This is a genomic window from Actinomadura rugatobispora (assembly GCF_042656285.1).
GTDB lineage: Bacteria > Actinomycetota > Actinomycetes > Streptosporangiales > Streptosporangiaceae > Spirillospora > Spirillospora rugatobispora.
In genome coordinates this window covers 40843-63030 of sequence record NZ_JBHSON010000055.1, presented here as the reverse complement: position 1 = coordinate 63030, position 22188 = coordinate 40843, and the positions used below count along the sequence as shown (strand labels likewise).

Here is a 22188-nt window from a genome sequence, read left to right as displayed (position 1 = left end):
AAGGGGTCAGAAGAAAACAAAGTCTCCGTCCTCCGGTAAACCGATCGCCCGCCTCAGGCGTCTACCCCTTTTTTGGTGAAGCGTGCCTAAAAGGCTGTGACCTCGGGCGACTCCCATCCCGCGCATGTCAGGTTTCATCCGGTTTTGTGGCGGTACGGGAAGCGCATGATGGTCCTGAGGCCACCGGGGGTGTATCCGCCTCAAGGGGACACCGCGCTGCTGTGCGAGGTGGCGCGCCGTACCGACGCGCTGCTCGGGGCCCGCGTACTGGACGTGGGCACCGGAACGGGCACGGTGGCGCTGGCCGCCGCCCGGTGCGGTGCGGCCCGGGTGACCGCGGTGGACGTGTCCGCGCGCGCCGTCCTGGCGGCACGGGCCAACGCGCTGGTGCGCGGGCTGCGGCTGAGGGTGCTGCGCGGCGATCTGTTCAGGCCCGTGGCCGGGGAGGTCTTCGACGTCATCCTGGCCAACCCGCCGTACGTCGCCGGGGGCAGGGGAGAGCTCGTTCCGCGTCACGGCACGGCGCGGGCCTGGGACGGGGGCCCGGACGGGCGGCTGCTCCTGGACCGCATCTTCGCCCAGGCACCCGCCCATCTGGCGCCGGGCGGGACGCTGCTGGTCGTCCACTCGGCGCTCAGCGGGGTCGAGGCCAGCCTGCGCGCGCTGCGCCGGTCCGGGCTGCGTGCCGCGGTGGTGGCGCGGCGCTCCGAGGCGTTCGGCCCGGTGATGCTGTCCAGGGCCGAGGCCCTGGAGGCGCGCGGGGTGATCGGCGCCGGTCAGCGATCCGAGGAACTGGTGGTCATCCGTGCCGTCTGAACCCACCCGCGTCACGATGGTCCGGGGCGGGCCGGTCCTGGTGGAGGGGCCGGTCGAGATCGTCCTGGAGGACGGGTCCGTGGTGACCTCAGACCGCTTCCTCGTGGCCCTGTGCGCGTGCGGGCGCAGCGGACGCTACCCCTTCTGCGACACCAGCCACCGCGCCGCCCCCTGCGCCCAGGAAAGCCAGGACAAGGACTAGACGGCGGAAAGGGGACGCCGCAGCGAGGTGCGCGGGACGTCCGCCTGCCAGCAGTCCAGCAGGTGGTCCTCAAGGTGCTGCTCCAGGAGCCCCGTGGCCTGCACGCCCAGCACGACGTCGGCGGCCAGATGCGGATCGGTGGCGAGCAGATTTCCCACCACGTCCCGGCGGAGCACCTGCTCGTGGACGGCGTCGGCCTCGATGTGCTCGGTGAAGAACCGGGTCCCGCGCTCGCCGACCCCGAAGTGCCGCAGCACCCGGGCGAACCGCCGGGCGCTGGGCGCGGTGGTGATCTCCGCGGCGGCGAAGTGGCCGACCAGCGCGCCGCGCAGCGAACGGTGCAGCCCGAACAGCGACATCATGTTGGTGATCGCGAGCATGGGCGCGGTGACCACGTCCGCATAGGCGCCGTAGGCGGGGTCGAGCCCGGCCTCCTCCATCAGGTCGGCGAACAGCCGCGAGTGCATGCGCTCGGCCCGTCCGCCGCCGAACTCGTCGAACTCCACCGCGACCAGCGCCGCCTTGGCCCGCCCGCGCAGCCGCGGCAGCACCCAGGCGTGCGGATCGGCCTCCTTGAGGTGGTAGATCGAGCGGTGGACGAGGTACTCGCGCAGCTGCCACCACTCGCCCGACCGCCGCAGCTGGCGGGGCACCGCACCGGCGTCGGCCGGTTCGGTCAGCAGATCGTCGAGAACGGCGTCCACATCACCGCCGCCGGGCGTCCCGTCGCGGAGCGCGGTGACGAACGTGCGTTCCAGCCCCCCGCGGAGTTCGAGGAGCGAGGGGTCCCACTCCCACGCCGGGTCCACGTCCTCGAAACCCTGGTAGTGCAGTTCGTAGCAGACGTGCAGGGCGAGGTGCAGATCGTCGCCGAACGGGTCGGCGCCGCGGGCGGCGGCCAGCGGTCCGGTGAACGTCCAGCTCGGCGACGGGCTCCGCGCCAGCATGGTGACGATGGCCTCGGACACCTGGCCGCGCGGCTCCGGCAGTGCGGGCCCGGCCGCGGGTGGCGCGGCCGGATGCGGCGCGGTCTCCGAGACGGCGCTGTCGGTCATGAGCTCCGGCTTCCTTTCGTTTTCAATACTCGGTGAGCGCTCGCCGGCTCGGACGGCGCGGTGGTCTGCCGGGCGAGCAGGCCGACCGCCGCCCGGAGCCCTCCCGTCGCGGCCGCCTCACGCTGCCGCCGCGCGCCCGATCCCGTGCGCCGCAGCCGGGCCAGCAGCGCCTCCGCCGCCGCCAGGTCCCCGGCCTCTTCGAGGGACGGGGCGGCGCGGCGCATCAGCCCGCCGATCAGGACGTCCACCGGCACCCGCCGTTCCTCGAACGGATGCACCGCGGGCCCCTCCAGGCCGTACCGCGCCGCGCTCCACACCGCCGCCGCCGACACGCCGGGGTCGACCGGGGGAGCCTCGCGTCCGGCGTCCAGGTCGGCGAGCGCGGCGGCGACCAGCGCCCGCGTGAGCGCCGCCTGCAGCACGGCCTCCCCGGCGGTCACGACGGCGTCCGCCGCCCTGACCTCGACCGTCGGGTAGCGCGGCGAGAGGCGGGCGAGCCAGAACGACATCGCCGGATCGGCGATCACGCCGCAGTCCACCAGCCGGTCCACGCCGCGGTCGTAGTCGGCGGCGGAGGCGAAGAACGGCGGCACGCCCGACCCCGGGAACCGGGACTGCTCGACCATGCGCCAGCTCGCGTGGCCCGAGTCGCGGCCGTGGTCGTACGGCGAGTTGGCCGACAGCGCCAGCAGCGCGGGGAGCCAGGGCCGCAGGTGGGCCAGGACGGCCACCGCGGTGTCGCGGTCGGCCACGCCGGTGTGCACGTGGCATCCGCAGACCTGGTAGCCGGTTACGACGCCCGCGTACAGGGCGGCGATGGCGCGGTAGCGGTCGTCGCCCTCGGAGACGGGCGCCCGGCCCGCCAGGACCGGCGTCCCGGACGACAGCAGCAGCAGTCCCTCCCGGGTCGCCGCCGCGCTCAGCGCCGCGCGCGCTTCCTGGATCTGGCGGTGCAGGCCGTCGAGCGTCCGGCACACCCCCGTGGCGGCCTCGACCTGGGAGGCCAGGAGCTCGCGGTGGTACCGGCCGCCGGACGCGGGGAAGGGGTGGTCACCCGCCCTGAGCAGCAGCTTTTCCGCCCCCGCCACGGTCGCGCCCGACACGGGGTCGGCCAGCAGGAACTCCTCCTCGACGCCCACGCTGAGACATCCGGCCGCTTCTCCGGTCACCGCGCCCCTCTCGTTCACCCGGTCGAAGGGGCCTTACCCGCCCCGCACAGGTCATGCGTCAAAGCCGGACCAATCCGATCTATCGGGCCGATTCGGTGCCCTCCCCTCGGGTACAGCCGGGGCAAAGTTTCACAGAGCGCAACGAGGTGATGACCGGTGATCGAGGGAACCGCGCAGTCGTACTGGATGGCGTCGTCGGACCCGACCTCCTACCCCGCCCTGACCGGGTCCGCCGAGGTGGACGTCGCGGTCGTCGGCGGCGGCATCGCCGGGCTCAGCACCGCCTGGGAGCTGGCCCGCGCGGGCAGATCACCCGTGGTGCTGGAGGCGGACCGGATCGCGGCGGGCGTCACCGGCTTCACCACCGGACGGCTCTCGGCCGCCCATCCGTGGATCTACAAGCCGCTGCGCGACTCGCTCGGCCCGGACACCGCGTGCCTGTACGCCCGCTCGCAGCAGGAGGCCGTCGAACACGTCGAGCGCACCGCCCGCGACCTGGGCGTCGACTGCGACCTGGAGCGGCGGCCCTCCCACATCTACGTCGAGTCCCCCGACCGGGTCGACGAGCTCAAGGAGGAGGCCGAGGCGGTACGGGAGGCGGGCCTGCCCGCCTCGTTCGTCACCGACACCGACCTCCCTTACCCGGTCGCGGGGGCGCTGCGCGTCGAGCACCAGGTGCAGTTCCACCCGCGCCGCTACCTGCTCGCCCTCGCGGAGGACCTGGTCCGGCGCGGCGGGCGCGTCCACGAGCGGACCCGCGTCGTCGACCTCACCGAGGGAGCCGGGGACCGCCCGCACCGGCTCACCACCGCCGGGGGCGCCGTCGTCACCGCCCGCGAGGTCGTCATCGCCACCCTCTTCCCGATCGTCGAGCACGCGCTGATGTCCTTCCGCCTCACCCCGCTCCGCGAACTGGTCGTGGCCGCGCCCATCGACGAGGACGCCGACCCCGGCGCCATGTACATCACCCGCCAGGAGAACACCCGCTCGGTCCGGACCGCCCCGTACGGGGACGGGCGGCGGCTGCTCCTCATCACCGGCGAGTCGTTCGCCCCCGGCGACGGCGACCTCGCCCGGCACCACCGCGACCTGGTCGCCTGGGCCCGCGAGCACTTCAAGATCGGCGAGATCGCGTACTGGTGGTCGGCGCAGGACCTCGACACCGCCGACACCGTCCCCTACGTCGGCCGGATCTCCGACCGCGTGCACGTCGCGACCGGCTTCGCCCGCTCCGGCATGAGCCACGGCGTCATGTCGGGACGGCTGCTGGCCGGGCTCATCACCGGTAACGAGCCCGAGTGGGCGCACCTGTACGACCCGCGCCGCGCCCGCCCCCACCGCGAGGCCGGGTCCGTCCTGGGCACGGGCATGACGAACATGCGGCGCTTCGTCGAGGACCGGGTCCGCTCCCGCGCCGGGACCCTGGACGACATCCGGCCCGGAACGGGCGCCGTCATCCGGCACCGCGGGCGGCACTGCGCCGCGTACCGGGACGAGGAAGGCGAACCGCACGTCGTCTCGGCGCGCTGCACGCACCTGGCCTGCCTGGTCGCCTTCAACGACGTCGAGCGCGTGTGGGAGTGCCCGTGCCACGGCTCCCGCTTCGGGGTGGACGGCACCGTCCTGCAGGGCCCCGCAACCACGAGCCTGGAACCGGTCGACCCCTGAAAGCAGTGGGCAGGCGGTGAACGTCGCGGACGGTGGGACTCGTGGAGGCACGCGCCTCCACGAGACCTCGCCGGCTCCCCGAAGGATTGCGCGACGTGGAAGAAACGAGAACCGCCGAGGAGACGGGCGGCGAACCCGACCGGCTCCCCAGGGTCGAAGCCGCCACCCTCGACGCGATGATCAAGCTGATCGCGCGGCTGCTCCGCGGGAACCCGATCACGCTCGCGCCGGCTACTTTGATCACGGCCGCGCTCACCGTGCCGGGCTTCATGATCATCCTGCTGAACCTGGACGGCCAGGCGATCATCGTCAACGGGGAGTTGCGCCCCGCCGACCCGAAACGGGCCACGCTCATCACGGGCTTCGTGGTCTCGGCCGTCCTCCTGGCGGCCCACCTGGTCACGGTGGCGACGGTCGCGGTCATGGCGGCGGGCGCCCTTCTGGAGCGTCGCGTGCGCCCTGGACAGGCCCTGCGGTACGCGCTGCGCCGATCCGGCCCGTTCCTGGTGCTCCTGCCCGTGACCGGCGGCGCCGTGCTCGCCGTGGGCGCGGTCATGGCCTGCACACCCATCGCCACGCGAACGTGGCTGTTCGTCTCGCTGGTGCTCGCGCTCCTCGCGCTGGCCACAAGCTGGCTCCTGCTCACCGTGCCCGTCGTGGTGCTGGAGCACGCGGGGCCGTTCCGGGCACTGTCCCGCCTGTGGAAGCTCACGAAGGCCCGCCGGACCTCCGCCATCTGGAGCACACTGCTCATCGGCATCCTGTTCCCGGTACTGCTGGGAATGGCCGTGCGCTGGCTGGTCGCGCAACCGTTCTCCGGCGTCGCGCAGACCGCGGCGGAGGCAGTGGTGACGACCGTCATGGGCGTGTTCACGGTGCTCGTCCAAGGAGCGACCGTCGCCGCGGTGACACTGAACCAGCTGGTACCGCGCCAGCACGAGAACCTTCACTCAATGGGCTTGTGGGATCGGCCTCCCCATCCCATGAAGCCGGCCGAGGTGGCCGCCCGGCTTCCGTCACCCGTGTCAGCAAGGGGGCGGGCAAGGTGGGCGATCGCCCTCGCCGTGGTCACGTCACTGGTGGCGCCGGGACTGCTGTACGGCGGATACCTCCAGGCCAACCCCCTGAGCCTGCCGTCCATCACCGACCGGCCCGTGAGGGCCGGAGAGTCCCACAACGAGCTCCTGCTCCTGGACGGGCGAAGCCCGGCGATAATCACCGAGGCGCGCGACGATTCGGATGAACCCGAGTGGTACAACGTCCAGGCGTGCGCCGACACGGAATGCCGCAGAAGCTCCTCTTACAGATTTCCCTATCGGGGAAGGGAGGATGTACTGCGTTCAGTGCCGCTCCCGGACGGATCCATGGCCATTGCATGGTCCCACGGGCGCGAAATCCGGCTCATGCAGTGCACGGCCGAGGGCTGTCCAAACGGCCGAAACGTCGAGTCGTACCCGGTCATCGCGGAAACCGACTTCCCGTGGATCGGCTACTCTGGGGACAACTCCTGGGACATCGCCCCCTCCGGCCGGGGAATCGTGGCCGCCGCCCTGTCCGCGGCCCCGAGGGGCGGCAAGGACGATGCCGATGAGGAACGCGACCTCCGGCGTCTCACCATGCAGATCGTCCAATGCGCCGACATGCGGTGCGCGAGACCCCGCACGCTGGCGACCGTCCCCTTCGAGGCATCGGAATGGACGGACCAGCCTCGGGTCACGATCGCGACGGGCGCCGGAGACCGTCCGGTCGTGGTGTTCGAGAACTCCTTCGGCAACGATGTCGCCATCATCACCTGCGATGACGCGGCATGCCGCAATCCGACGACACGAAGGTACAAGCCGGTCCGGAGCTTCGGCTTCGCCAGGGCAGGTGTCCACCGGCTCGCCGTCCCTGTGGACGATCGTCCGGTGCTCGCCTATCGGGACCGGGAGTACGGAGAGCTTCGCCTGCTGCGGTGCCGCACCCCCGACTGCGCGGGGATCGACCAGGTCACCCTCGCCGAGCCCGACGGCTGGAGCTCGTACTTGTCTCCGGATCTGGCCGTGGGACCGGGCGGGCTGCCCTGGATCGCCACCTTCGACACCACCCGGCGCAAAATCGCTCTGCACGCCTGCGAGGTGGCCGACTGCACTCGCCGGACCACCGTCCCCCTCCTCGCCGACGTCGACCCCGTAGGAACACTCCAGTTGGCGATGACCCGGGACGGGCGACCGCAGGTGCTCTGGTCGTACGAGGACCAGGGCGAAGAGCAGGGCTCCGCCGACGATGTTTCCGTGAACCGCCTGCTCACCTGCCGCGACCCCCGCTGTGGTACGTGAAGCGTCAGGCGAGGTGCCGCCCCAGGAAGGCGAGCTGGGCCGGGAGCCGGGACTTCCAGAACGCGCCGTCGTGGCAGCCCCGGCCCATCCCGCCCTCAGGACGCAGCCGCGCCCTGAGCTTGCGCACCATCGGCGCGAACGCGTCGCCGTCCCCGCAGTCGATCCGCACCGGGACGCCCCGGAGCCGGTCCAGCCGCCGGAACACGTCGTGCCGCGCGAAGTCGTCGGCGTCGTCGAACGCGAGCCGGTTGGTGGACCGGGCGTCCTCGTACGACGCGAAGACCGCGGGCGACGAACCGACCACCGCCGCCACGCGCGGCAGCCCCACCGTCTGCCCGAGCACCAGCGCCCCGTACCCGCCCATCGACCACCCGATAGCCCCGAACCGGTCGATCCGCGCGCCCTGCCGTCCGAGCCAGGGGAGCAGCTCTTCCACGACCATCGCCAGGGGATCCTCGCCCCTGCGCGGATGCCAGTAGGAGTCGGCGCCGCCGTCCACCGCCACCAGCGCGAACGGCCGCACACCCCGCGCCACCGCGCCGGTCAGGTACCGGTCGAGCGCCAGCCCCGACACCGCTGAGGGCCCGGTGCCGCCGTTCCCGTGCAGCGCGACCGCCACCCGCAGCCCCCGCACCGACCGCACGCCCGCAGGAAGGACGACCGCCACCGCGACGTCCCGTCCCCGATGCCGCGACCGCAACGTGTGAGAGCGCACCACCCCCGGCACTGGCGGCGCCACGGGCATGTCGCCGCACCGCCCCGTCATCCGATAGAGCCGGACCCGGCCCGGCAGGACGTCCCGCTCGACCAGCGCGGCCCCGCCCCCGGCCACCGCCAGGCCGCCCAGCGCGACCACCCCACCCCCGATGAAGGCCCGCCGCGACACCACAGCATTCCCTCCCCACCAACGGTGACGAGGCTTTGGACGCCCGGCGGCCGAAGGGAGTTCACAGCGGCACGCACTCGATTTCCGCCCAGACGACCTTTCCGCCTTCGCTGAGCGGCCGCACTCCCCACCGGACGACGAGCTGGTCCATGAGCAGAAGCCCCCGCCCGGATTCGGCGGTGTGATTCTCCGGCTGGAGCTCGGGCGATTCCACCCCGCGATCCCACACCTCGATCACCGCGTGCGTCTCGTCCCGCCGGAACACCCGCACCACGACGACGTCGCCTTCCCGCGCCCCGTGGCGGATCGCGTTCGTGGCGAGTTCGGAGACCACGACCCGCGCCACGAAATCCTCGACCCCCCACCCCCCGAACACCAGCGCGACAAAATCCCGCGCCTCCTTCACCGCCTCCGGACACGCCTTGATGACGAGTGTCGGCGGTTCGCATGACGAGCGATTCGGCATCGAGATCACCTTCCGGCGGTCGTGTGCGGCGATGTGAAGTTCCGCACACAATCGTGAGGGTCGAGCACTACGCTCTGTAGCAACCTGACAACTGCGAGGAATCTGGTGCGGACGACGGTCAACATGCTTGGGGGCCGCTTTCGCGCCGGTTGAGGGGAGCCCGGCATGACCCGGCAGAAGCGCGCGAACGTGTCCCCCATGCTGCTGGCCTTCGGGAAGCAGCTGCGCAGGTACCGGGAGGCGAAGGGCCTCTCGCAGGAGGCCGCGGGTCAGCGGGTGCCCGTGACCGGCCAGTACGTGGGGCTCGTAGAGAAGGGCAAGAGCCGCTGCACGCGCGAGTTCGCCGCCACCATGGACCACGAACTGGAGGCGGGCGGCACCCTCCTCGCCCTGTGGGACGACCTCGTCAAGAGTCCGGCCTGGCCGACCTGGTTCGACTGGCACGCGATCGAGGGCGAGGCCCTCATGCTCGTCTCGTACAGCCTGTCTCTGGTGCACGGCCTGTTGCAGACCCCCGAATACGCCGCCGCGATGCTGAAGGGCGACCGGGACGCGGTGGAGGCACGCATGTCCCGGCAACAGATCCTGATGCGTGAGGACCCACCACCTCCGGACTGCGTGTTCCTGATCGACTCGTGCGCCCTCCACCGAGAGGTCGGCTCTCCCGAGATCATGCGAGGCCAGCTCCAGCACCTCATCGCCTTGATCGAAAAGGGCGTCCCCATCCAGGTCGTCCCGTCAGAGGGCACGCACATGGGGAATATGGGTTCGTTCACGCTCGCCACCTTGGAAGACCTGCAAGAGGTCGTGTACGTAGAGACGGCCGCGCGGGGCTTCACTATGGCTGATCCGGAGGATCTTGTAGCCTTTCGAAAGGCTCTCCAGGAGATCCAGGCATGCGCATTGCCTGTGAGGCAATCGATCGACGAGCTTGCGAGGACGGTCGAGAAATGGAAGTAATCAACTGGCGTAAGTCGAGTCACAGCGGCCCCACCGGTGGTGAGTGCGTTGAACTGGCGTCAATGCCCCGCGCCATCGCCATCCGAGACAGCAAGGACCCCGACGGCCCCGTGCTCGCGCTAGACCGGAGCGACTTCGGCGCGTTCCTTGCGCGGGTCAAGCAGCACTAGCCCTCCGTCCAGCACCAGGCCCCGGTCCATTGGTCCGGGGCTTTGTGTATGTCGCGTGTGGCAGTAAGGACCAGCGTGCGGGGGCATTGCCGTATGAGGGCGGTGCGGAGATCGTTGGGGGCATGGAGTTGAGCGCGGTCACGTGGCGGAAGTCGAGCCAGAGCACCTCAACTGGCGGTGAGTGCGTTGAGGTCGGAGACCTTCACGGAGCGATCGCCGTGCGGGACAGCAAGGATCCTGACGGTCCCGTGCTCGCGGTAGATCGGGATGTCTTCGGCGGGTTCCTTGCGCGGGTCAAGCAGCGCTAGCCCCGTCCAGCGCCAGGCCGCTTAGCGCGACTACCTCGCCCCCGATACGCCGCGACACCACAACAATCCCTTCCCGCTGAACGGCGCTGGGCCTTTGGCGTCCAGAAGCCTCAGGGAAGTTCACACCGGTACACACCCGATGTTCACGGGACGATCTAGGCTGTGGCCCGTGATCGATCTCATCGAGCCGTATCGGGACGCGGCCTCCCGCCCGGTCGAAGTCCGCGTCCGGGTCGGTTACGAGCACTACGCCAAACAGCTCGTCCGGTTCGTTCTGGAGCGGGAACTGGCCGACGACGTCACGATGTGGCTCGCGGCGACCCCCTTCCTGAAGGGGGAGCGGGTCAAGACCGGGGACGCCGGCTACGCGGTGGTCCTGCGGACGACCGAGGACCGGATGGGAGCGATCGTCGAAGGCGTCCGTTCCCTGCACGCGGACGCGCGGCCCGAGATCGTGGCCGTCCCCGTGCTGGCGGTGTGGAGCACCAGGGCGAACGGGTGATGGACGAACAGCTCAAGCAGCCGGGCGCCTCGCCCGCGGTGGTCGTCCGGCGGCTCGGGTGGAGGCCCGTGCGCGGGCTCGTGATCGCGCTCGGGCTGCTGGGCGGGGTGATGGTGGCGCTCAGCGGGGTCTCGCCAGGTTTCCCGGTGGTTGCGCTGGTGGCGCTGGTCGCCGTCGGTTTCCTGGTCGCGGTGACGGTGCGGGCGCGTACCGAGATCGGGCCGGACGGCATCCGCAACCGCCCCTTCCGTAAGGAGGTCTTCATCCCCTGGGACGACATCACCGATGTCGTGGGGACGGAGAGCACGCCCAGGATCATTACGGTCGTGCGGGCCGGGAAGGAGCCGGTGACGCTGGCCGCGGTCCGTGATGACGGGTCCGCGCCGGACGGTATCGGCTTCGACGACCTGGTCGCGCTGATACGCGAGCGGGCGCGGGGTGGCGAGCCGGAGGATGCGCGCGAGCCCGCGCCGCCCGCGCGGCCGCTGTCGCTTCGCCCGTCGCGGAAGCCGCTGATCTGGCTGCTGCCGGTGTTCGCGGTGCTCGCCTGGCAGTTCACGAGGTCCTTCGGCGGCTCGACCTTCTCGTTCGCCTTCGGGTACCTCATCGCGGTGCCGTTCGTGCAGGCGCTGCTGATCCTCAAACTCCTGCGCGGGTCCACCAAGGCCGACGAGTCCGGGCTTCGCAACCGCCTGATCCTCAGGACCAGGACGGTGGCGTGGGGTGATGTCGTCCGGTTCTCGGTGATGCCCACGCTGTTCGGCCGGATCGTCCAGGTGGAGGTCAGGGAAGGGAAGGGGTTCTTCCTGGCGGCGCCCCGTGAGGGGCTGCTCGGCCGCGACCGCGGGATGGACGCCGCCCTTGAGACGATGCGGGCGCTGGCGGGGCATGGGCGGCTGACGGTCGTCCCGAATCCGGTGCGGGCGGTCCGCACCGCGCTGTGGGTGGCGGTCGTGTTCGCGCTGTGCGTCGCCGCGGCCATCGGCAGGCCGTGGCTGGAGCCCTGGTTCCCGGGACGGGACGAGGCCGACACGATCCCGCGCGCCTGCTCCGTCATCGACCCCGCGACCCGGCAGCGCATGCTGCCCGGCCCCGCCGTCCAGAACAGCTCGGCCACGAACGACACCTTCTCGGACTACTCCTACTCGGCGGTCTCCCGCTGCCTCCGCGCCGACGATGACGGCAACACGCTGCTGCTGGACCTCGACCTGTCGGGCAGGGGCGCCTTCGAGAGCGCGACGGGCAGGGCCCGCGAGGATATGGCCATGGAGCGGGGGTTCCTGGAGCGGGTTCCGGCCGGGCAGCCCCGTCCGGCGGCCGTGCCCGGGCTCGGCGACGAGGCGTGGCGGACGGTGTCGACCGAGGACGGGGAGACCGAGGTCGATCTCCTCGTCCGGCACGCCAATGTGGTGATCAAGGTGGACTACGAGGCCGCACGCCCCGCCGCGCAGGTGGAGGCCGACGCGATCGCGCTGGTCCGCGCGACGATCGCGCGGATCGGCACCTGACTCACCGGCCCTCGGAGGTGTGGGCGGTGGCCTCGGGGTTGACCGCGTCGCGGAGTACGCGGAGACCTGCGAGGAAGGTTTCGAGTTGCTCGGGGGAGAACGGGCCGGCGAACCAGCGGTCGATGACGGCGAGGTAGTCGGGCAGGGTCTGCTCCAGCCGTTGCGCGCCTTCGGGGGTGAGGGCCGCGTAGGTGGTGCGCCGGTCGTCGGGTGAGGCCTCGCGTCGGACGAGGCCAGCGCGCTCCAGGCGGTCCACCAGCCGGGTCACACCGCTGGTGGACAGCGAGGTCTGGGCGGCCAGGTCGCTCATGCGCATCCGCCGCCCGTGCGAGCGGCTCAGCCGCGTCAGGGCGTTGAGGTCGAGCCCGGACACGCCGTGGGCCTTCAGGACGGGCTGCAGCTTGGCCAGCAGCCCCTCATGCGCCTCGAAGAGCAGGCCCGACATCGTGAGGCGGGGGTCGGCGAACAGGTCGGTCACCCCCTCACCCTACCCGCATTATTTGCGAGGCGGATAGTTGACATGAGGAATATTGTGTGAGCAGTATCAGGGTACCAGATATTCCTCGCGTCAACTAATGGGAGTGAGACGATGACGGAGCGATGGGCGGCGGGCTTCCGCAGCGCGGTGATCAGCCCGTACGAAAAGATCAAGCTCAGCGAGCCGCGGGGGTTCGCCGGTCAGACGGTCCGGCAGGTGCTGCGACCGGCCGGCGGCGGCGAGCGGCTGCGCGTCCGGCTGACCAACCTGTACGGGCGGGAGCCGCTGACGATCGGCGCGGCCCGGATCGCGGTGGGCAAGGCAGGCGATGAGATCGTCCCGGAGACCGACACCGCGCTGCGGTTCGCGGGCTCCGAGCAGGTGACGATCCCGGCGGGCGGCGAGCTGGACAGCGACCCGGTCGACCTGGCCGTGGCGGCGGGCACCGACCTGGCGCTGAGCCTTTACCTGCCGCATGAGACCGGCCTGGCGACCTACTCACACATGCCGATGCGGACCGCCTACGTGGCGGACGGGAACCTCGCGTCCGCCACCGGGCTGCCCGGGGCCGAGCGCGTCGAGGCGAGGTTCTACGTGACGGGGATCGACGTGCTCGCGCCGGAGGGGTCCGCGGTCGCCGTCGCGTTCGGGGACTCGTGGTTCGAGGGCGTCGGCAGCACCATGGACGCCGACCGCCGCTCGGTCGACGCGCTCAACGAACGGCTCGACCGCGGCTGGGTCGTCAACCAGGGGATCGCCGGGAACCGGCTGCTGACCGACGAGATCGGCCGGCACGCCCTGGCGCGCTTCGACCGGGACGTCCTGGCGGTGCCCGGCGCGACGCACGTACTGGTCCACTTCGGCATCAACGACCTCGGGCTGCCCGGCATGGCGGGCCTGCCGCCCGCGACGGCCGAGCAGCTCATCGACGGCTTCACCGAGCTGGCCCGGCGCGCGCACGAGGCGGGCCTGACGATCCTCGCCGGCACCATCGGCCCGTACGGCGGCGCCGTCTACCCCGGGGTCAGCACCCCCGAAGGGCTCGCCGTCCGGCGCCGCGTGAACGAGTGGATCCGCACCGGCGGCCCCTTCGACGCGGTCTTCGACGTCGCGCGGGCGGTGGAGAACCCCGACGACCCCGACTTCATCCGGCCCGAGTTCGACAGCGGCGACGGCATGCACCTCAACGACGCCGGCGCCCGCGCCATGGCCGAATCCGTCGACCTCCGGGCGCTCGCCCTATAGCCGCGCCCGCCACTCGTCTTCGAGCATCGCGTAGACGACCTCGTCCGCCCATTCGCCCTTGACGATCTGGTTCTGCCTCAGGTGCGCCTCACGGCGCATGCCGAGCCGCTCCAGAACTCGGGCGGACGCGGCGTTGCGCCCATTGAGGCGGCCGACGATGCGGTGCAGCCCGAGTTCCTCGAATCCCAGCCGCATCATCACCCGGGCCGCCTCGGTGGCGTATCCCTGACCGCCGTGGTCCGGATGGAAGATGTAGCCGATCTCGCCCTGCCGGTGCTCGCGGCTCGTCCACGTGAGCATGAGGTCCCCGATCACCCTGCGGGAATCCCGCAGGGTCACCGCCAGGGTGAGGGTGTCGCCTTCGGCCTCCAGCCCCGTCGACCGGATCCGCTCCTCCAGCGACCCCCGCACCTGATCGCGGTCGCGGACGTCGAACAGGAGGTAGCGCGTCACCTCGGGCCGGGACTGGATGTCGTACAGATCATCGAGGTCGCTCTCGTCGTAGGGCCGGAGCGTGAGGCGGGCGGACTCGATCGGGTAGCCGGGTCTCAGCATCGGGCGATCATAAAGGTCGCGGGCTCGGCCAGGACTGCGTGGACAACGAGCAGTGGCGGGACGCATAGGGAATCAATCACCGCAAACCGGGTACCACGCCGTCGCACACGGTGGAGGTGGCAGCATGCGACTGTTCAGGCGGAAGGCGACGACGGGTCGGCGGCCCACGCGGCGTGAGCGCAGGGCGGCGGCTCGCACGGCCAGGGCGGAACGGGAGTTGCGGCAGACCGAGCAGAAGATCCACGACCTCGCCGCGGAGGTCCGCGGCCGCCGCTGAGCGGCGGTCAGGCAGCGGTCGGCTCGGGCTGGAGGGCGGGGCCGAGCAGCAGCCCGCCGTCCAGGACGTACTCCGAGCCGGTGGCGAACGACGCGTCGGCGGAGGTGAGGAACAGCAGCAGGCGGGTGACGTCCTCCGGCTCGGCCAGCCGCGGGACGGCGAACGGCTCGGGCGAGTAGAAGTCGCCGATGGCGGGTGCGCCCGGCGCGGCCGGCTCGTTGATCAGCGGGGTGGAGACGACCCCGGGGTGGATCGCGTTGACCCGGATGCCGTCGCGGCCCAGTTCCAGTGCGGCGCTCCGGGTGAGACCGCGCACCGCCCACTTGCTGGCGACGTAGGGGGCGTACAGCGCGGTTCCGCCGTGGGCCATGGTGGAGCCGATGTTGACGATCACCCCGCCGCCGCCCGCGCGCATGGACGGCGCCACGGCCCTGATGCCGAGGAACTGGCCGGTGACGTTCACGGCGAACGTGCGGTCCCAGGTGTCGCGGCCGGTGTCCTCGGCGAGGGCGGCGGCGTTCTGGATCCCGGCGTTGTTGACCAGGATCGAGACCGGTCCGAAGCGGTTCTCGGTCTCCTGGACGGCGGCGGCCCACTGGTCCTCGTCGGTGACGTCCAGGTGGACGTGCAGCGCGCGGTCGCCCAGTTCGGCCGCGAGGGCGCGGCCGCGGTCGTCCGCGAGGGCGGCGATGACGACGCCGGCGCCCTCCCGGTGGTAGGCGCGGACGTGGGCGGCGCCCATGCCGCCGGTGCCGCCGGTGACGATCACGGTCTGGCCGTCGAAGCGTCCCATGAGGTGGTCCCTTCCCCGAGGTGAGTGGTGAGTCGAGTGGCTCACCTCGGGGAAGGGTAGGCGGCGTCGCGGTGGCGAGTCAAGTGACTCACCTCGCCATCGGGCATAATGGGCCGCGTGACGACCGAGCCCTCGGCCTACCACCGCCGCATGGCGGAGCAGAAGCGGAGCGCCATCATCGACGCCGCGACCGGCCTGTTCCTGGATTCGGGCTACGACGGGACGTCGCTGGCGCGGATCGCCGAGGCCGCCGGAGTGTCCAGGGCCACCCTGTTCAAGCAGTTCCCCACCAAGGCGGCCCTGTTCGACGCGATCGTCACCGAGTACTGGAAGGTCGAGGGCGAAGGCGGCCTCGACCTGCGGCCGGGCGACCTGCGCGCCGGGCTGACCGCGGTCGGGCGCCGGTACGTGGCCCTGCTGACCCGTCCCCGGATGGTGGCCCTGTTCCGCATCGTCATCGCCGAGGCGCCGCGCTTCCCCGAGCTCGGGCAGACCCAGTTCAAGCGGGGGAAGATGCCGTACTTCACTTCGGTCCGGCGCTACCTGGAGGCCGAGCACGAGGCCGGGACCGTTCGGCTCGACGACCCCGAGCTCGCGACCACCCAGTTCCTCGGCATGATCGCCGACTATGTCTTCTGGCCGCGGATGCTCCTGGTGGACTGGTCGCCGGACGAGGCGTCCATGGCGCGCGCCGTGGACGAGGCCGTCCTCACCATCGAGGCCAGGTACGCGACGTCCTCGGCCCGTCCCGCGTAGTCACGGCGGTGGGGCGGCCCGCTTCGGCGTGAAGCGGGCCGCCCCACCGGTCAGCGGGTGGGGTCGCCCGGGCCGAGGGCGGGGCCGTGGTCGAAGGTGTGGCGCGGCCCGGGGTACGGCGCCGGCGCCGGGGTGGTGGTGCGGCGGGTCTGGGCCGTGCCGAGCAGGCCGGCGACCTGGTTGCGGAGGTCGGGGAGCCTGGCGTACAGGCGGTCGCCGGGGCAGGCCGTGGCGTTGTAGTCGCGGTGGCCGACGATCGCGCCGTGGGGGTCGAGGCCGTAGACGTCGCACAGCCACGCGCATGTCTCGACCAGCTTGGCCCAGAGCGCGGCCGTGGGCCCCACCGTCATGTAGAGGCCCTCGTTCTCGATGCCGATCGTGTGGTCGTTGTGGCTCGCGGTGTGCGCGCCGACGACGTGGTCGCCCGCCTGGATCGCCTGGAGGCTGCGGTTGCGGCCCTCCATCAGGTGGCCGCCGCGGCTGATGGTGAGCTGCTGCCCGGTGTCGGCCCAGCCGTTGGAGTCCATGTGGAAGTTCTGGATCGAGCGGGACAGCGCGTACGCGGCGGCCAGCGAGTAGTCGGTCTGGTTCGCCGACGCGGTGTGGTGGACGACGATGTGGTCGGGGGCGCGGTCGAGCACGCTCGCCGCGGACTTGGGCGGGCGCGCGTTCCATTGGGAGCGGGTGTGGACGGTCGGCGCCGCGAGCGCGGAGGCGGGGAGCGCGGTGGCGGTGACGCCGAGCATCGTGCCGCCGGCGACGGTCGCGGCGCCGCGCAGCAGGGTCCGGCGGTCGAGGGGGCTGTCTCCGAACATGAGCGGGAGCTCCTTGCAGGGGTAGCGATCGGTCGACAGGGATCTCGCGCCGGACCGTATTAGAGAAGCTCCGTGAGAAATAGCCACCCATGGGGTTTTTGGGGTATCTGATGCATGAACGGTCTGGGATTTGTCGGTGTCTGCCCGTATCGATCCCGGTGCCGTGCCGTTCGCCCGGTCAGACCAGGCCGGTCTCGCGGCCGATCCGCGCGAACTGCTTCCCCATCTCCTCGGCGAGCGCGTTGGCGGCCGACAGCGGGCGCACCATGACGCAGAACTCGTCGATCAGCCCGTCGTCGTCGTGGTGGACGAAGTCGCAGCCGTGGATCTCGCGGTCGCCGACCCGGGCCCGGAAGACCAGCGCGTGGTCGCGGCCCCCGGGCTCGCCGATCTCGTTGACGTAGCGGAAGTCCTCGAAGACGTGGAAGGCGCCGCGCAGGATCTCGGCGACCAGCGACCGCCCGCTGTAGGGCGCGAACGCCACCGGGCTGACGAAGGTGACGTTCTCGGCCAGCAGTCCGGGCACGGACTCCAGGTCCTCGTTCTCGACGGCCTGGCGGAACGGATGCATCCGGCTTACCTTCCTACTCAACTTGTTGAATAGGTGTGTACGTTAATAGGGCGCTGGTACGTTGTCCAGGTGGCCCTGAGGTACGCGGTGCTCGCGGCGCTCCTGGAAGGGGAGGCGTCCGGCTACGAGCTGGCCAAGCGGTTCGACGCCTCGGTGGCCAACTTCTGGACGGCGACGCCGCAGCAGCTCTACCGCGAGCTCGACCGCCTGGCGGGCGAGGGGCTGCTGGCCGCGCGGGTCGTGGAGCAGCGGCGCCGTCCCAACAAGCGGATGTTCCAGGTCACCGAGGCCGGGCGCCGGGCGCTGCACGAGTTCACGGCCGCGCCGGTGCGGCCGGTGGCCGTCCGCGACGACCTGCTGGTGAAGGTGCAGTCGGCGGACGCGGGGGACGTCGCCGCGGTGATGGCGGCCGTCCAGGAGCGGATGGCCTGGTCGCGGGCGAAGCTCGCCCGGTACGACCGGCTGCGCGCGCGCATCCTCGGCGGCCGTGACGAGGAGGAGTACCTGCGCACGGCCGAGAGGGTCGGCCCGTACCTCACTCTCATGCGCGGCCGTGCGCTGGAACGGGAGAACCTGCGCTGGGGCGAGGCGGTGCTCGCCACCCTCGCCGAACGCGCGGCGGTCAGGGACACCGGCGGCCGTTAGATCCGGATGCCCTGATCCACGACCGACCGGAACTCGGTGGTCACGGCGGAGGGGGACCGAAGGCGTCCGTCGTGCGCTGAAGATCGTTGCGTGGTCGGAGGGTTCGGCCCTGCCCGTGCGGGGGTGGTTTCTGGCATTGTTGATTCGTGGACCCGACAACAGAGAACCGGCACGAACTCGGCGTCCGCGTGCGGCAGAGGCGGCTGCGCTTGGGCCTCAGCATCGGCAAGGCCGCCAAGGAGGCGCCGATGAGCCCCACGACCTGGAGCAGGGTGGAGCACGGCGGCACGGTGCGCGAACTGGCCTACAGCTCTATCGACGCGGTGCTCAAGTGGCGCGAGGGCGCGTGCGAGAGGTACCTGCGCGATGGCGAGGAGCCGGAGGCCGCGGAGGCCGCCGAGACCGGGGCCGCCGGGGGTGAGGTGTCCCCGCGGCAGAAGCCGGGCGGGGCGCCGCCGGCCCGCGCGACCGCTGCCAAGGGCGGTCCGCACAAGCTCCCGGGGCGGCGGGCCGGGGCCTCGCTGTCCGTGAGCGAGATCCGCGAATGGCGCACCGTGCCGACGTCCGTTCCCGACTCCGAAGAGACGACGATCGTGTTCTGGAGCGGTCCGGCGAACGTGGACATGGACGAGGTCGGCCGTGCGTTCGACGAGCTGCGCCACCGCCGGACGCCCGCCAGGGAGGCCGCGGCGATCGCCGAGCAGGACCGGTGGGAGGCGATCATCGCACGCGAGAAGGCCGACGCGGCCCGTGCCGCGAACGGTGATAGGGAAGAATAGAAGCGGATGGCCCGGGCGCTGAATACGTGCCACCCGTTGCCGACCATCCGGTGTTCACCGACAATATGGGGTCAGTCCTGAACAGGTGCAACCTGGCGAAGTAACCTCTGATCCACGGGAATCCCGTGTCGAGGTGCCGGCTCCCAGGGGAACAGCACGCGAGGAGACAGTCGATGACGAAGGGGTCGTACGATTCCACGCCCGCGCGGTTCCGCATGGTGCCGATCCGCGAGCGGCTGCCGATGGGGCAGCTCATGGCCCAGACCTTCCGGTCGGACGGGGTGATCTTCGTTCACGTCAGTCCCGAGGTCCGCACCATCGAGGATCTGTGCAAGGTCTTCACCGAGATCGGCACCAAGGCGATGAACAGCCCCTTCTGGTCGCACGCGAGTGCCCGCGGTTGGCTGTCCAACGAATTCATCGCCAATCGGAACCTGCCCGAGCCGGTGGTCTACCACGAGCTGAGCGGCCCCGCCATCGTCGAGATCCGTTCCGACCTCAGCGTGGACGAAGCGCTCGCGCGGCTGATGCCGCTGTTCAACGACGAGATCAACAAGCGCTGGAAGCTGTCCCTGTCCGACGGGCAGGTCGCATAACGCGCGTAACGGCCGACGCATCCCTTACCCCGCCGCCAACCCTTCGTATTTGATCGCTTGCGCTGGGTCGGCAGGGGGAGGGATAGCCGCATGACCGACGCTCCCGCTCCGCCCTCCACGAAAGTCACCCCCGACGACAAGCGCTATCCCGCGCTCAGCCGCGGCTTCAACCAGCGGTGGATCGCGCGGCCCGAGTACGTGCGGCTGGTCCGCACCGGCCAGGAGGTCTGCGCGGCGCTCGCCGAGGCGCTGGCGGGCCGTCCCGAGGACGACCCGAAGCGGATCACGGTCCGCTCCGGCGGCCACTGCTACGAGGACTTCGTCTGCGGCGACGACGTGCGCGTGATCCTGGACATCAGCCCGATGTGCGGGATCTCCTACGACGCCGCCATGGGCGCCTACTGCGTCGAGGCGGGCGCGACGAACTGGCATGTCTACAGCCATCTCTACCCGCTCAGCGGCCGGGCCCTGCCGGGCGGCTCCTGCTACTCGGTGGGTCTGGGCGGCCACATCACCGGCGGCGGTTTCGGGCTGCTCTCCCGGCAGCACGGGCTGACGGTCGACTACCTCTACGCCGTGGAGGTGGCGGTGGTCGACGGGAACCGCCAGGTCAAGCTGGTCACCGCCAAACGCGACGACGACGACGAGGACCTCCGCGACCTGCTCTGGGCCCACACGGGAGGCGGCGGGGGCAACTTCGGCGTCGTCACGCGGTTCTGGTTCCGCGACCTTCCCGAGCCGCCGAAACAGGTGCTGCTGGCCGGTCTCGCCTGGGACTGGGACGACTTCACCAAGCAGGACTTCGCCGACCTGGTCACCGCGTACGGCGACTACTTCCGCGAGCACCAGGACCCGGGGACGGCCGCCGGCAAGCTCTTCGCGATGCTGAAGCTCAACCACGTCAGCAACGGCCAGATCGGGCTGCTGGCGCAGGTCGACGTCGACGACCTGGAGGGCGCGGAGGCCATGAAGGACTTCCTGGACGCGGTCGACGGCCGGATCGGCCCGAAGTCCAGGGCGATGACGGCCCCGATGGGCGAGCATCCGGCCATCGCCCACCTGGACATCCCGCGGGTCATGCCCTGGCTGACCGCCACCCAGGCGCTGAACGCCAGCGGCGAGAACCGCTGCGGCAAGTACAAGTCGGCGTACCTGCGCAAGCCGTTCACCGAGAAGCAGATCGACGCGATGTGGGCCTATCTGGGGAAGGAGAAGTACCGGGACTACGTGAACAAGCAGGCCCTCATCCAGGTGGACTCCTACGGCGGTGCCGTCAACAGGGCGCCGCGCCCGACCGCCGTGCCGCAGCGCGACTCCATCCTCAAGCTCCAGTTCCAGGTCTACTGGACCCAGCACGACGCCTACGAGGACGAGCACATCGCCTGGATCCGCGACATCTACAAGGGGACGTTCGCCGAGACCAAGGGTGTCCCGACGATCGACGGGCAGACCGACGGCTGCTACATCTGCTACCCCGACGCCGACCTGAACGACCCCGAGTGGAACGGGTCGGGCCAGAAGTACTGGACGCTGTACTACAAGGGGGCGTACGGCAGGCTCCAGGCCGTCAAGCGGCGCTGGGACCCGCACGACGTCTTCCGGCACCGCCAGTCCGTCAGGCCGTTCTGACCTGGGCCCGGTCCGGGCCGTCCGCCCATTCCACGGGGGCGCCGTCCAGCCACTCCACGGCGGCGGGGGCGCGGCCGGCCCGTCCGGCGATCCGCAGCAGCGCCTCGGCCTGGGCGGACGGCGCGCAGCTGCGCCGCCACACCGCGCGCAGCCGCCGGTCGAGGTCGACGCCGGTCACCGGGACGCGGGCGAGCCGTCCGGTGGCCAGTTCCCGCCGGACGGCCAGGGCGCTGAGCACGGCGACGCCCGCGCCGGCGGCCACCGCGTCCTTGATCGCCGCGGTGGAGGACAGCTCCAGGTGGCCGCCGCCGTCCCGCAGCTCGCGGACGCCCCGGTGCAGGGCCTCGCGGGGGCCCGAGCCGCGCTCGCGCAGGACGAGCCGTCCGGACGCGAGCTGGGCGCCGGTCACCGGGGCGCCGGCGCGGGCCCACGGATGGCCGGGGGAGGCCACCACGACCAGTTCGTCGTCGGCGATCACCCGGTCGCGCAGGTCGGGGTGCGCCGACGGGTCCTCGACGAAGCCCAGGTCGACCTCTTCGTCCCGGAGCAGCCGTTCGACGTCGTGCGAGGTCTCCGTGCGCAGCGCGACGGTCAGGTCGGGCAGCTCGCGGCGCAGCTCGACCAGCCAGCGGGGCATGAGGAACTCGGCCACCGTCGTGCTGGCGGCGATCCGGAGCCGGCCGTCGCCGGCGGCGCACAGCACGGCGGCGCCGGTCAGCAGGCGCCCGGTCGCGGCGACGACGTCGCGGGCCCATTCGGCCACGCCGGCGCCCGCGGGGGTCAGCCGGCAGCCCGTTGGGGAACGTTCCAAAAGCACCAGTCCGAGACGGCTCTCGAGCGTCCGCATGCGGTCGTTCGCCGAGGGCTGGGAGATTCCGTGCTCGCGGGCGGCACGGCCCAGGCTGCCCAGCCGCTCGACCGAGAGCAGCAGGTCGAGGTCGGCGAGTTCGGGGGTGGTGGGGGGGAGAGGCACCCGTCCACAGTGCCATGCCCGCAGGTAGAACGTCTATGGCCGTTCGGG

The 22188-nt window shown here is 71.4% G+C and carries 26 protein-coding genes; 16 read left to right on the top strand and 10 right to left on the bottom strand.

Annotated features, from left to right (window positions below; all coding sequences use genetic code 11):
• Positions 1–165: 165 nt before the first annotated feature.
• Complete coding sequence (locus ACFPZN_RS33670) at positions 166–816, top strand: HemK2/MTQ2 family protein methyltransferase (RefSeq protein WP_378286350.1); 651 nt, start codon at positions 166–168, stop codon at positions 814–816.
• Entirely contained in the window at positions 806–1018 is a 213-nt protein-coding gene (locus ACFPZN_RS33665; RefSeq protein ID WP_378286349.1) for a CDGSH iron-sulfur domain-containing protein, read from the top strand. The genes ACFPZN_RS33670 and ACFPZN_RS33665 overlap by 11 nt, the downstream gene beginning before the upstream one ends.
• Here the strand turns inward: ACFPZN_RS33665 and ACFPZN_RS33660 are convergent.
• Together ACFPZN_RS33660 and ACFPZN_RS33655 are read right to left on the bottom strand one after the other, a co-directional pair.
• On the bottom strand, positions 1015–2073 hold the full coding sequence (locus ACFPZN_RS33660; protein ID WP_378286348.1) for an iron-containing redox enzyme family protein: 1059 nt from the start codon (positions 2071–2073) through the stop codon (positions 1015–1017). The genes ACFPZN_RS33665 and ACFPZN_RS33660 overlap by 4 nt on opposite strands.
• Positions 2070–3242, bottom strand: coding sequence for a carboxylate-amine ligase (locus tag ACFPZN_RS33655; protein ID WP_378286347.1), 1173 nt, complete (start codon positions 3240–3242; stop codon positions 2070–2072). The genes ACFPZN_RS33660 and ACFPZN_RS33655 overlap by 4 nt, the downstream gene beginning before the upstream one ends.
• Before the next feature lie 156 nt (positions 3243–3398).
• Between ACFPZN_RS33655 and ACFPZN_RS33650 the strand changes: the two genes are divergently transcribed.
• Entirely contained in the window at positions 3399–4910 is a 1512-nt protein-coding gene (locus tag ACFPZN_RS33650) for an FAD-dependent oxidoreductase (protein WP_378286346.1), read from the top strand.
• Between the two features lie 95 nt (positions 4911–5005).
• Complete coding sequence (locus ACFPZN_RS33645) at positions 5006–7228, top strand: hypothetical protein (RefSeq protein ID WP_378286345.1); 2223 nt, start codon at positions 5006–5008, stop codon at positions 7226–7228.
• 4 nt (positions 7229–7232) lie between these two features.
• On the opposite strand, the gene ACFPZN_RS33640 is transcribed toward ACFPZN_RS33645, so the two are convergent.
• Together ACFPZN_RS33640 and ACFPZN_RS33635 are read right to left on the bottom strand one after the other, a co-directional pair.
• Entirely contained in the window at positions 7233–8117 is an 885-nt protein-coding gene (locus ACFPZN_RS33640; protein WP_378286344.1) for an alpha/beta hydrolase, read from the bottom strand.
• Positions 8118–8175: 58 nt separating this feature from the next.
• Positions 8176–8580 (bottom strand): ATP-binding protein, encoded by a 405-nt coding sequence (locus tag ACFPZN_RS33635; RefSeq protein WP_378286343.1) that lies wholly within the window; start codon positions 8578–8580, stop codon positions 8176–8178.
• A 165-nt stretch (positions 8581–8745) separates the two neighbouring features.
• Between ACFPZN_RS33635 and ACFPZN_RS33630 the strand changes: the two genes are divergently transcribed.
• The 5 genes from ACFPZN_RS33630 (at position 8746) to ACFPZN_RS33610 (ending at position 12028) form a co-directional block, all read left to right on the top strand.
• Positions 8746–9540, top strand: a complete 795-nt coding sequence (locus tag ACFPZN_RS33630) for a helix-turn-helix domain-containing protein (RefSeq protein ID WP_378286342.1) — start codon at positions 8746–8748, stop codon at positions 9538–9540.
• Positions 9477–9710 carry a DUF397 domain-containing protein gene (locus ACFPZN_RS33625; protein ID WP_378286341.1) on the top strand — a complete coding sequence of 78 codons (234 nt, stop codon included), beginning with the start codon at positions 9477–9479 and terminating at the stop codon, positions 9708–9710. The genes ACFPZN_RS33630 and ACFPZN_RS33625 overlap by 64 nt, the downstream gene beginning before the upstream one ends.
• A gap of 122 nt (positions 9711–9832) precedes the next feature.
• Positions 9833–10018: a DUF397 domain-containing protein gene (locus tag ACFPZN_RS33620; RefSeq protein ID WP_378286340.1), complete on the top strand. Its 186-nt coding sequence runs from the start codon at positions 9833–9835 to the stop codon at positions 10016–10018.
• Between the two features lie 169 nt (positions 10019–10187).
• Entirely contained in the window at positions 10188–10520 is a 333-nt protein-coding gene (gene cutA / locus ACFPZN_RS33615; RefSeq protein ID WP_378286339.1) for a divalent cation tolerance protein CutA, read from the top strand.
• Positions 10520–12028: a hypothetical protein gene (locus ACFPZN_RS33610; RefSeq protein ID WP_378286338.1), complete on the top strand. Its 1509-nt coding sequence runs from the start codon at positions 10520–10522 to the stop codon at positions 12026–12028. The genes cutA and ACFPZN_RS33610 overlap by 1 nt, the downstream gene beginning before the upstream one ends.
• 1 nt (position 12029) lies before the next feature.
• Here ACFPZN_RS33610 and ACFPZN_RS33605 read toward each other — a convergent pair whose 3' ends face one another.
• Positions 12030–12506 (bottom strand): MarR family winged helix-turn-helix transcriptional regulator, encoded by a 477-nt coding sequence (locus ACFPZN_RS33605; protein WP_378286337.1) that lies wholly within the window; start codon positions 12504–12506, stop codon positions 12030–12032.
• Positions 12507–12617: 111 nt separating this feature from the next.
• Between ACFPZN_RS33605 and ACFPZN_RS33600 the strand changes: the two genes are divergently transcribed.
• Positions 12618–13751, top strand: coding sequence for an SGNH/GDSL hydrolase family protein (locus tag ACFPZN_RS33600; protein ID WP_378286336.1), 1134 nt, complete (start codon positions 12618–12620; stop codon positions 13749–13751).
• Here ACFPZN_RS33600 and ACFPZN_RS33595 read toward each other — a convergent pair.
• Positions 13746–14306, bottom strand: a complete 561-nt coding sequence (locus ACFPZN_RS33595) for a GNAT family N-acetyltransferase (RefSeq protein ID WP_378286335.1) — start codon at positions 14304–14306, stop codon at positions 13746–13748. The two genes, ACFPZN_RS33600 and ACFPZN_RS33595, sit on opposite strands and share 6 nt — an antisense overlap.
• A gap of 124 nt (positions 14307–14430) precedes the next feature.
• Between ACFPZN_RS33595 and ACFPZN_RS33590 the strand changes: the two genes are divergently transcribed.
• The gene (locus ACFPZN_RS33590; protein WP_378286334.1) at positions 14431–14583 is read left to right on the top strand and encodes a hypothetical protein; all 153 of its coding nucleotides are present in this window, start codon (positions 14431–14433) and stop codon (positions 14581–14583) included.
• Positions 14584–14590: 7 nt separating this feature from the next.
• Here the strand turns inward: ACFPZN_RS33590 and ACFPZN_RS33585 are convergent, their stop codons facing one another.
• Positions 14591–15376, bottom strand: coding sequence for a glucose 1-dehydrogenase (locus ACFPZN_RS33585; RefSeq protein ID WP_378286333.1), 786 nt, complete (start codon positions 15374–15376; stop codon positions 14591–14593).
• Between the two features lie 108 nt (positions 15377–15484).
• On the opposite strand from ACFPZN_RS33585, the gene ACFPZN_RS33580 reads away from it, so the two are divergent.
• On the top strand, positions 15485–16132 hold the full coding sequence (locus ACFPZN_RS33580) for a TetR/AcrR family transcriptional regulator (RefSeq protein WP_378286332.1): 648 nt from the start codon (positions 15485–15487) through the stop codon (positions 16130–16132).
• A 50-nt stretch (positions 16133–16182) separates the two neighbouring features.
• Here ACFPZN_RS33580 and ACFPZN_RS33575 read toward each other — a convergent pair whose 3' ends face one another.
• Complete coding sequence (locus tag ACFPZN_RS33575; protein ID WP_378286331.1) at positions 16183–16947, bottom strand: peptidoglycan recognition protein family protein; 765 nt, start codon at positions 16945–16947, stop codon at positions 16183–16185.
• Between the two features lie 178 nt (positions 16948–17125).
• The gene (locus ACFPZN_RS33570; RefSeq protein ID WP_378286330.1) at positions 17126–17518 is read right to left on the bottom strand and encodes a nuclear transport factor 2 family protein; all 393 of its coding nucleotides are present in this window, start codon (positions 17516–17518) and stop codon (positions 17126–17128) included.
• Positions 17519–17587: 69 nt separating this feature from the next.
• Here ACFPZN_RS33570 and ACFPZN_RS33565 point away from each other — a divergent pair, with 69 nt between their 5' ends.
• The 4 genes from ACFPZN_RS33565 to ACFPZN_RS33550 all read left to right on the top strand — a co-directional run bounded on the left by ACFPZN_RS33565 (position 17588) and on the right by ACFPZN_RS33550 (position 21167).
• Positions 17588–18163 carry a PadR family transcriptional regulator gene (locus ACFPZN_RS33565; protein WP_378286329.1) on the top strand — a complete coding sequence of 192 codons (576 nt, stop codon included), beginning with the start codon at positions 17588–17590 and terminating at the stop codon, positions 18161–18163.
• 146 nt (positions 18164–18309) lie between these two features.
• Positions 18310–18942, top strand: a complete 633-nt coding sequence (locus ACFPZN_RS33560) for a helix-turn-helix domain-containing protein (protein WP_378286328.1) — start codon at positions 18310–18312, stop codon at positions 18940–18942.
• Between the two features lie 173 nt (positions 18943–19115).
• Positions 19116–19538: a hypothetical protein gene (locus ACFPZN_RS33555; protein ID WP_378286327.1), complete on the top strand. Its 423-nt coding sequence runs from the start codon at positions 19116–19118 to the stop codon at positions 19536–19538.
• 90 nt (positions 19539–19628) lie between these two features.
• A complete protein-coding gene (locus ACFPZN_RS33550; protein ID WP_378286326.1) occupies positions 19629–21167 on the top strand; it encodes an FAD-binding oxidoreductase in 1539 nt (512 codons plus the stop codon).
• On the opposite strand, the gene ACFPZN_RS33545 is transcribed toward ACFPZN_RS33550, so the two are convergent.
• Complete coding sequence (locus tag ACFPZN_RS33545; RefSeq protein ID WP_378286325.1) at positions 21154–22140, bottom strand: LysR family transcriptional regulator; 987 nt, start codon at positions 22138–22140, stop codon at positions 21154–21156. The genes ACFPZN_RS33550 and ACFPZN_RS33545 overlap by 14 nt on opposite strands.
• Between the last annotated feature and the right edge of the window lie 48 nt (positions 22141–22188).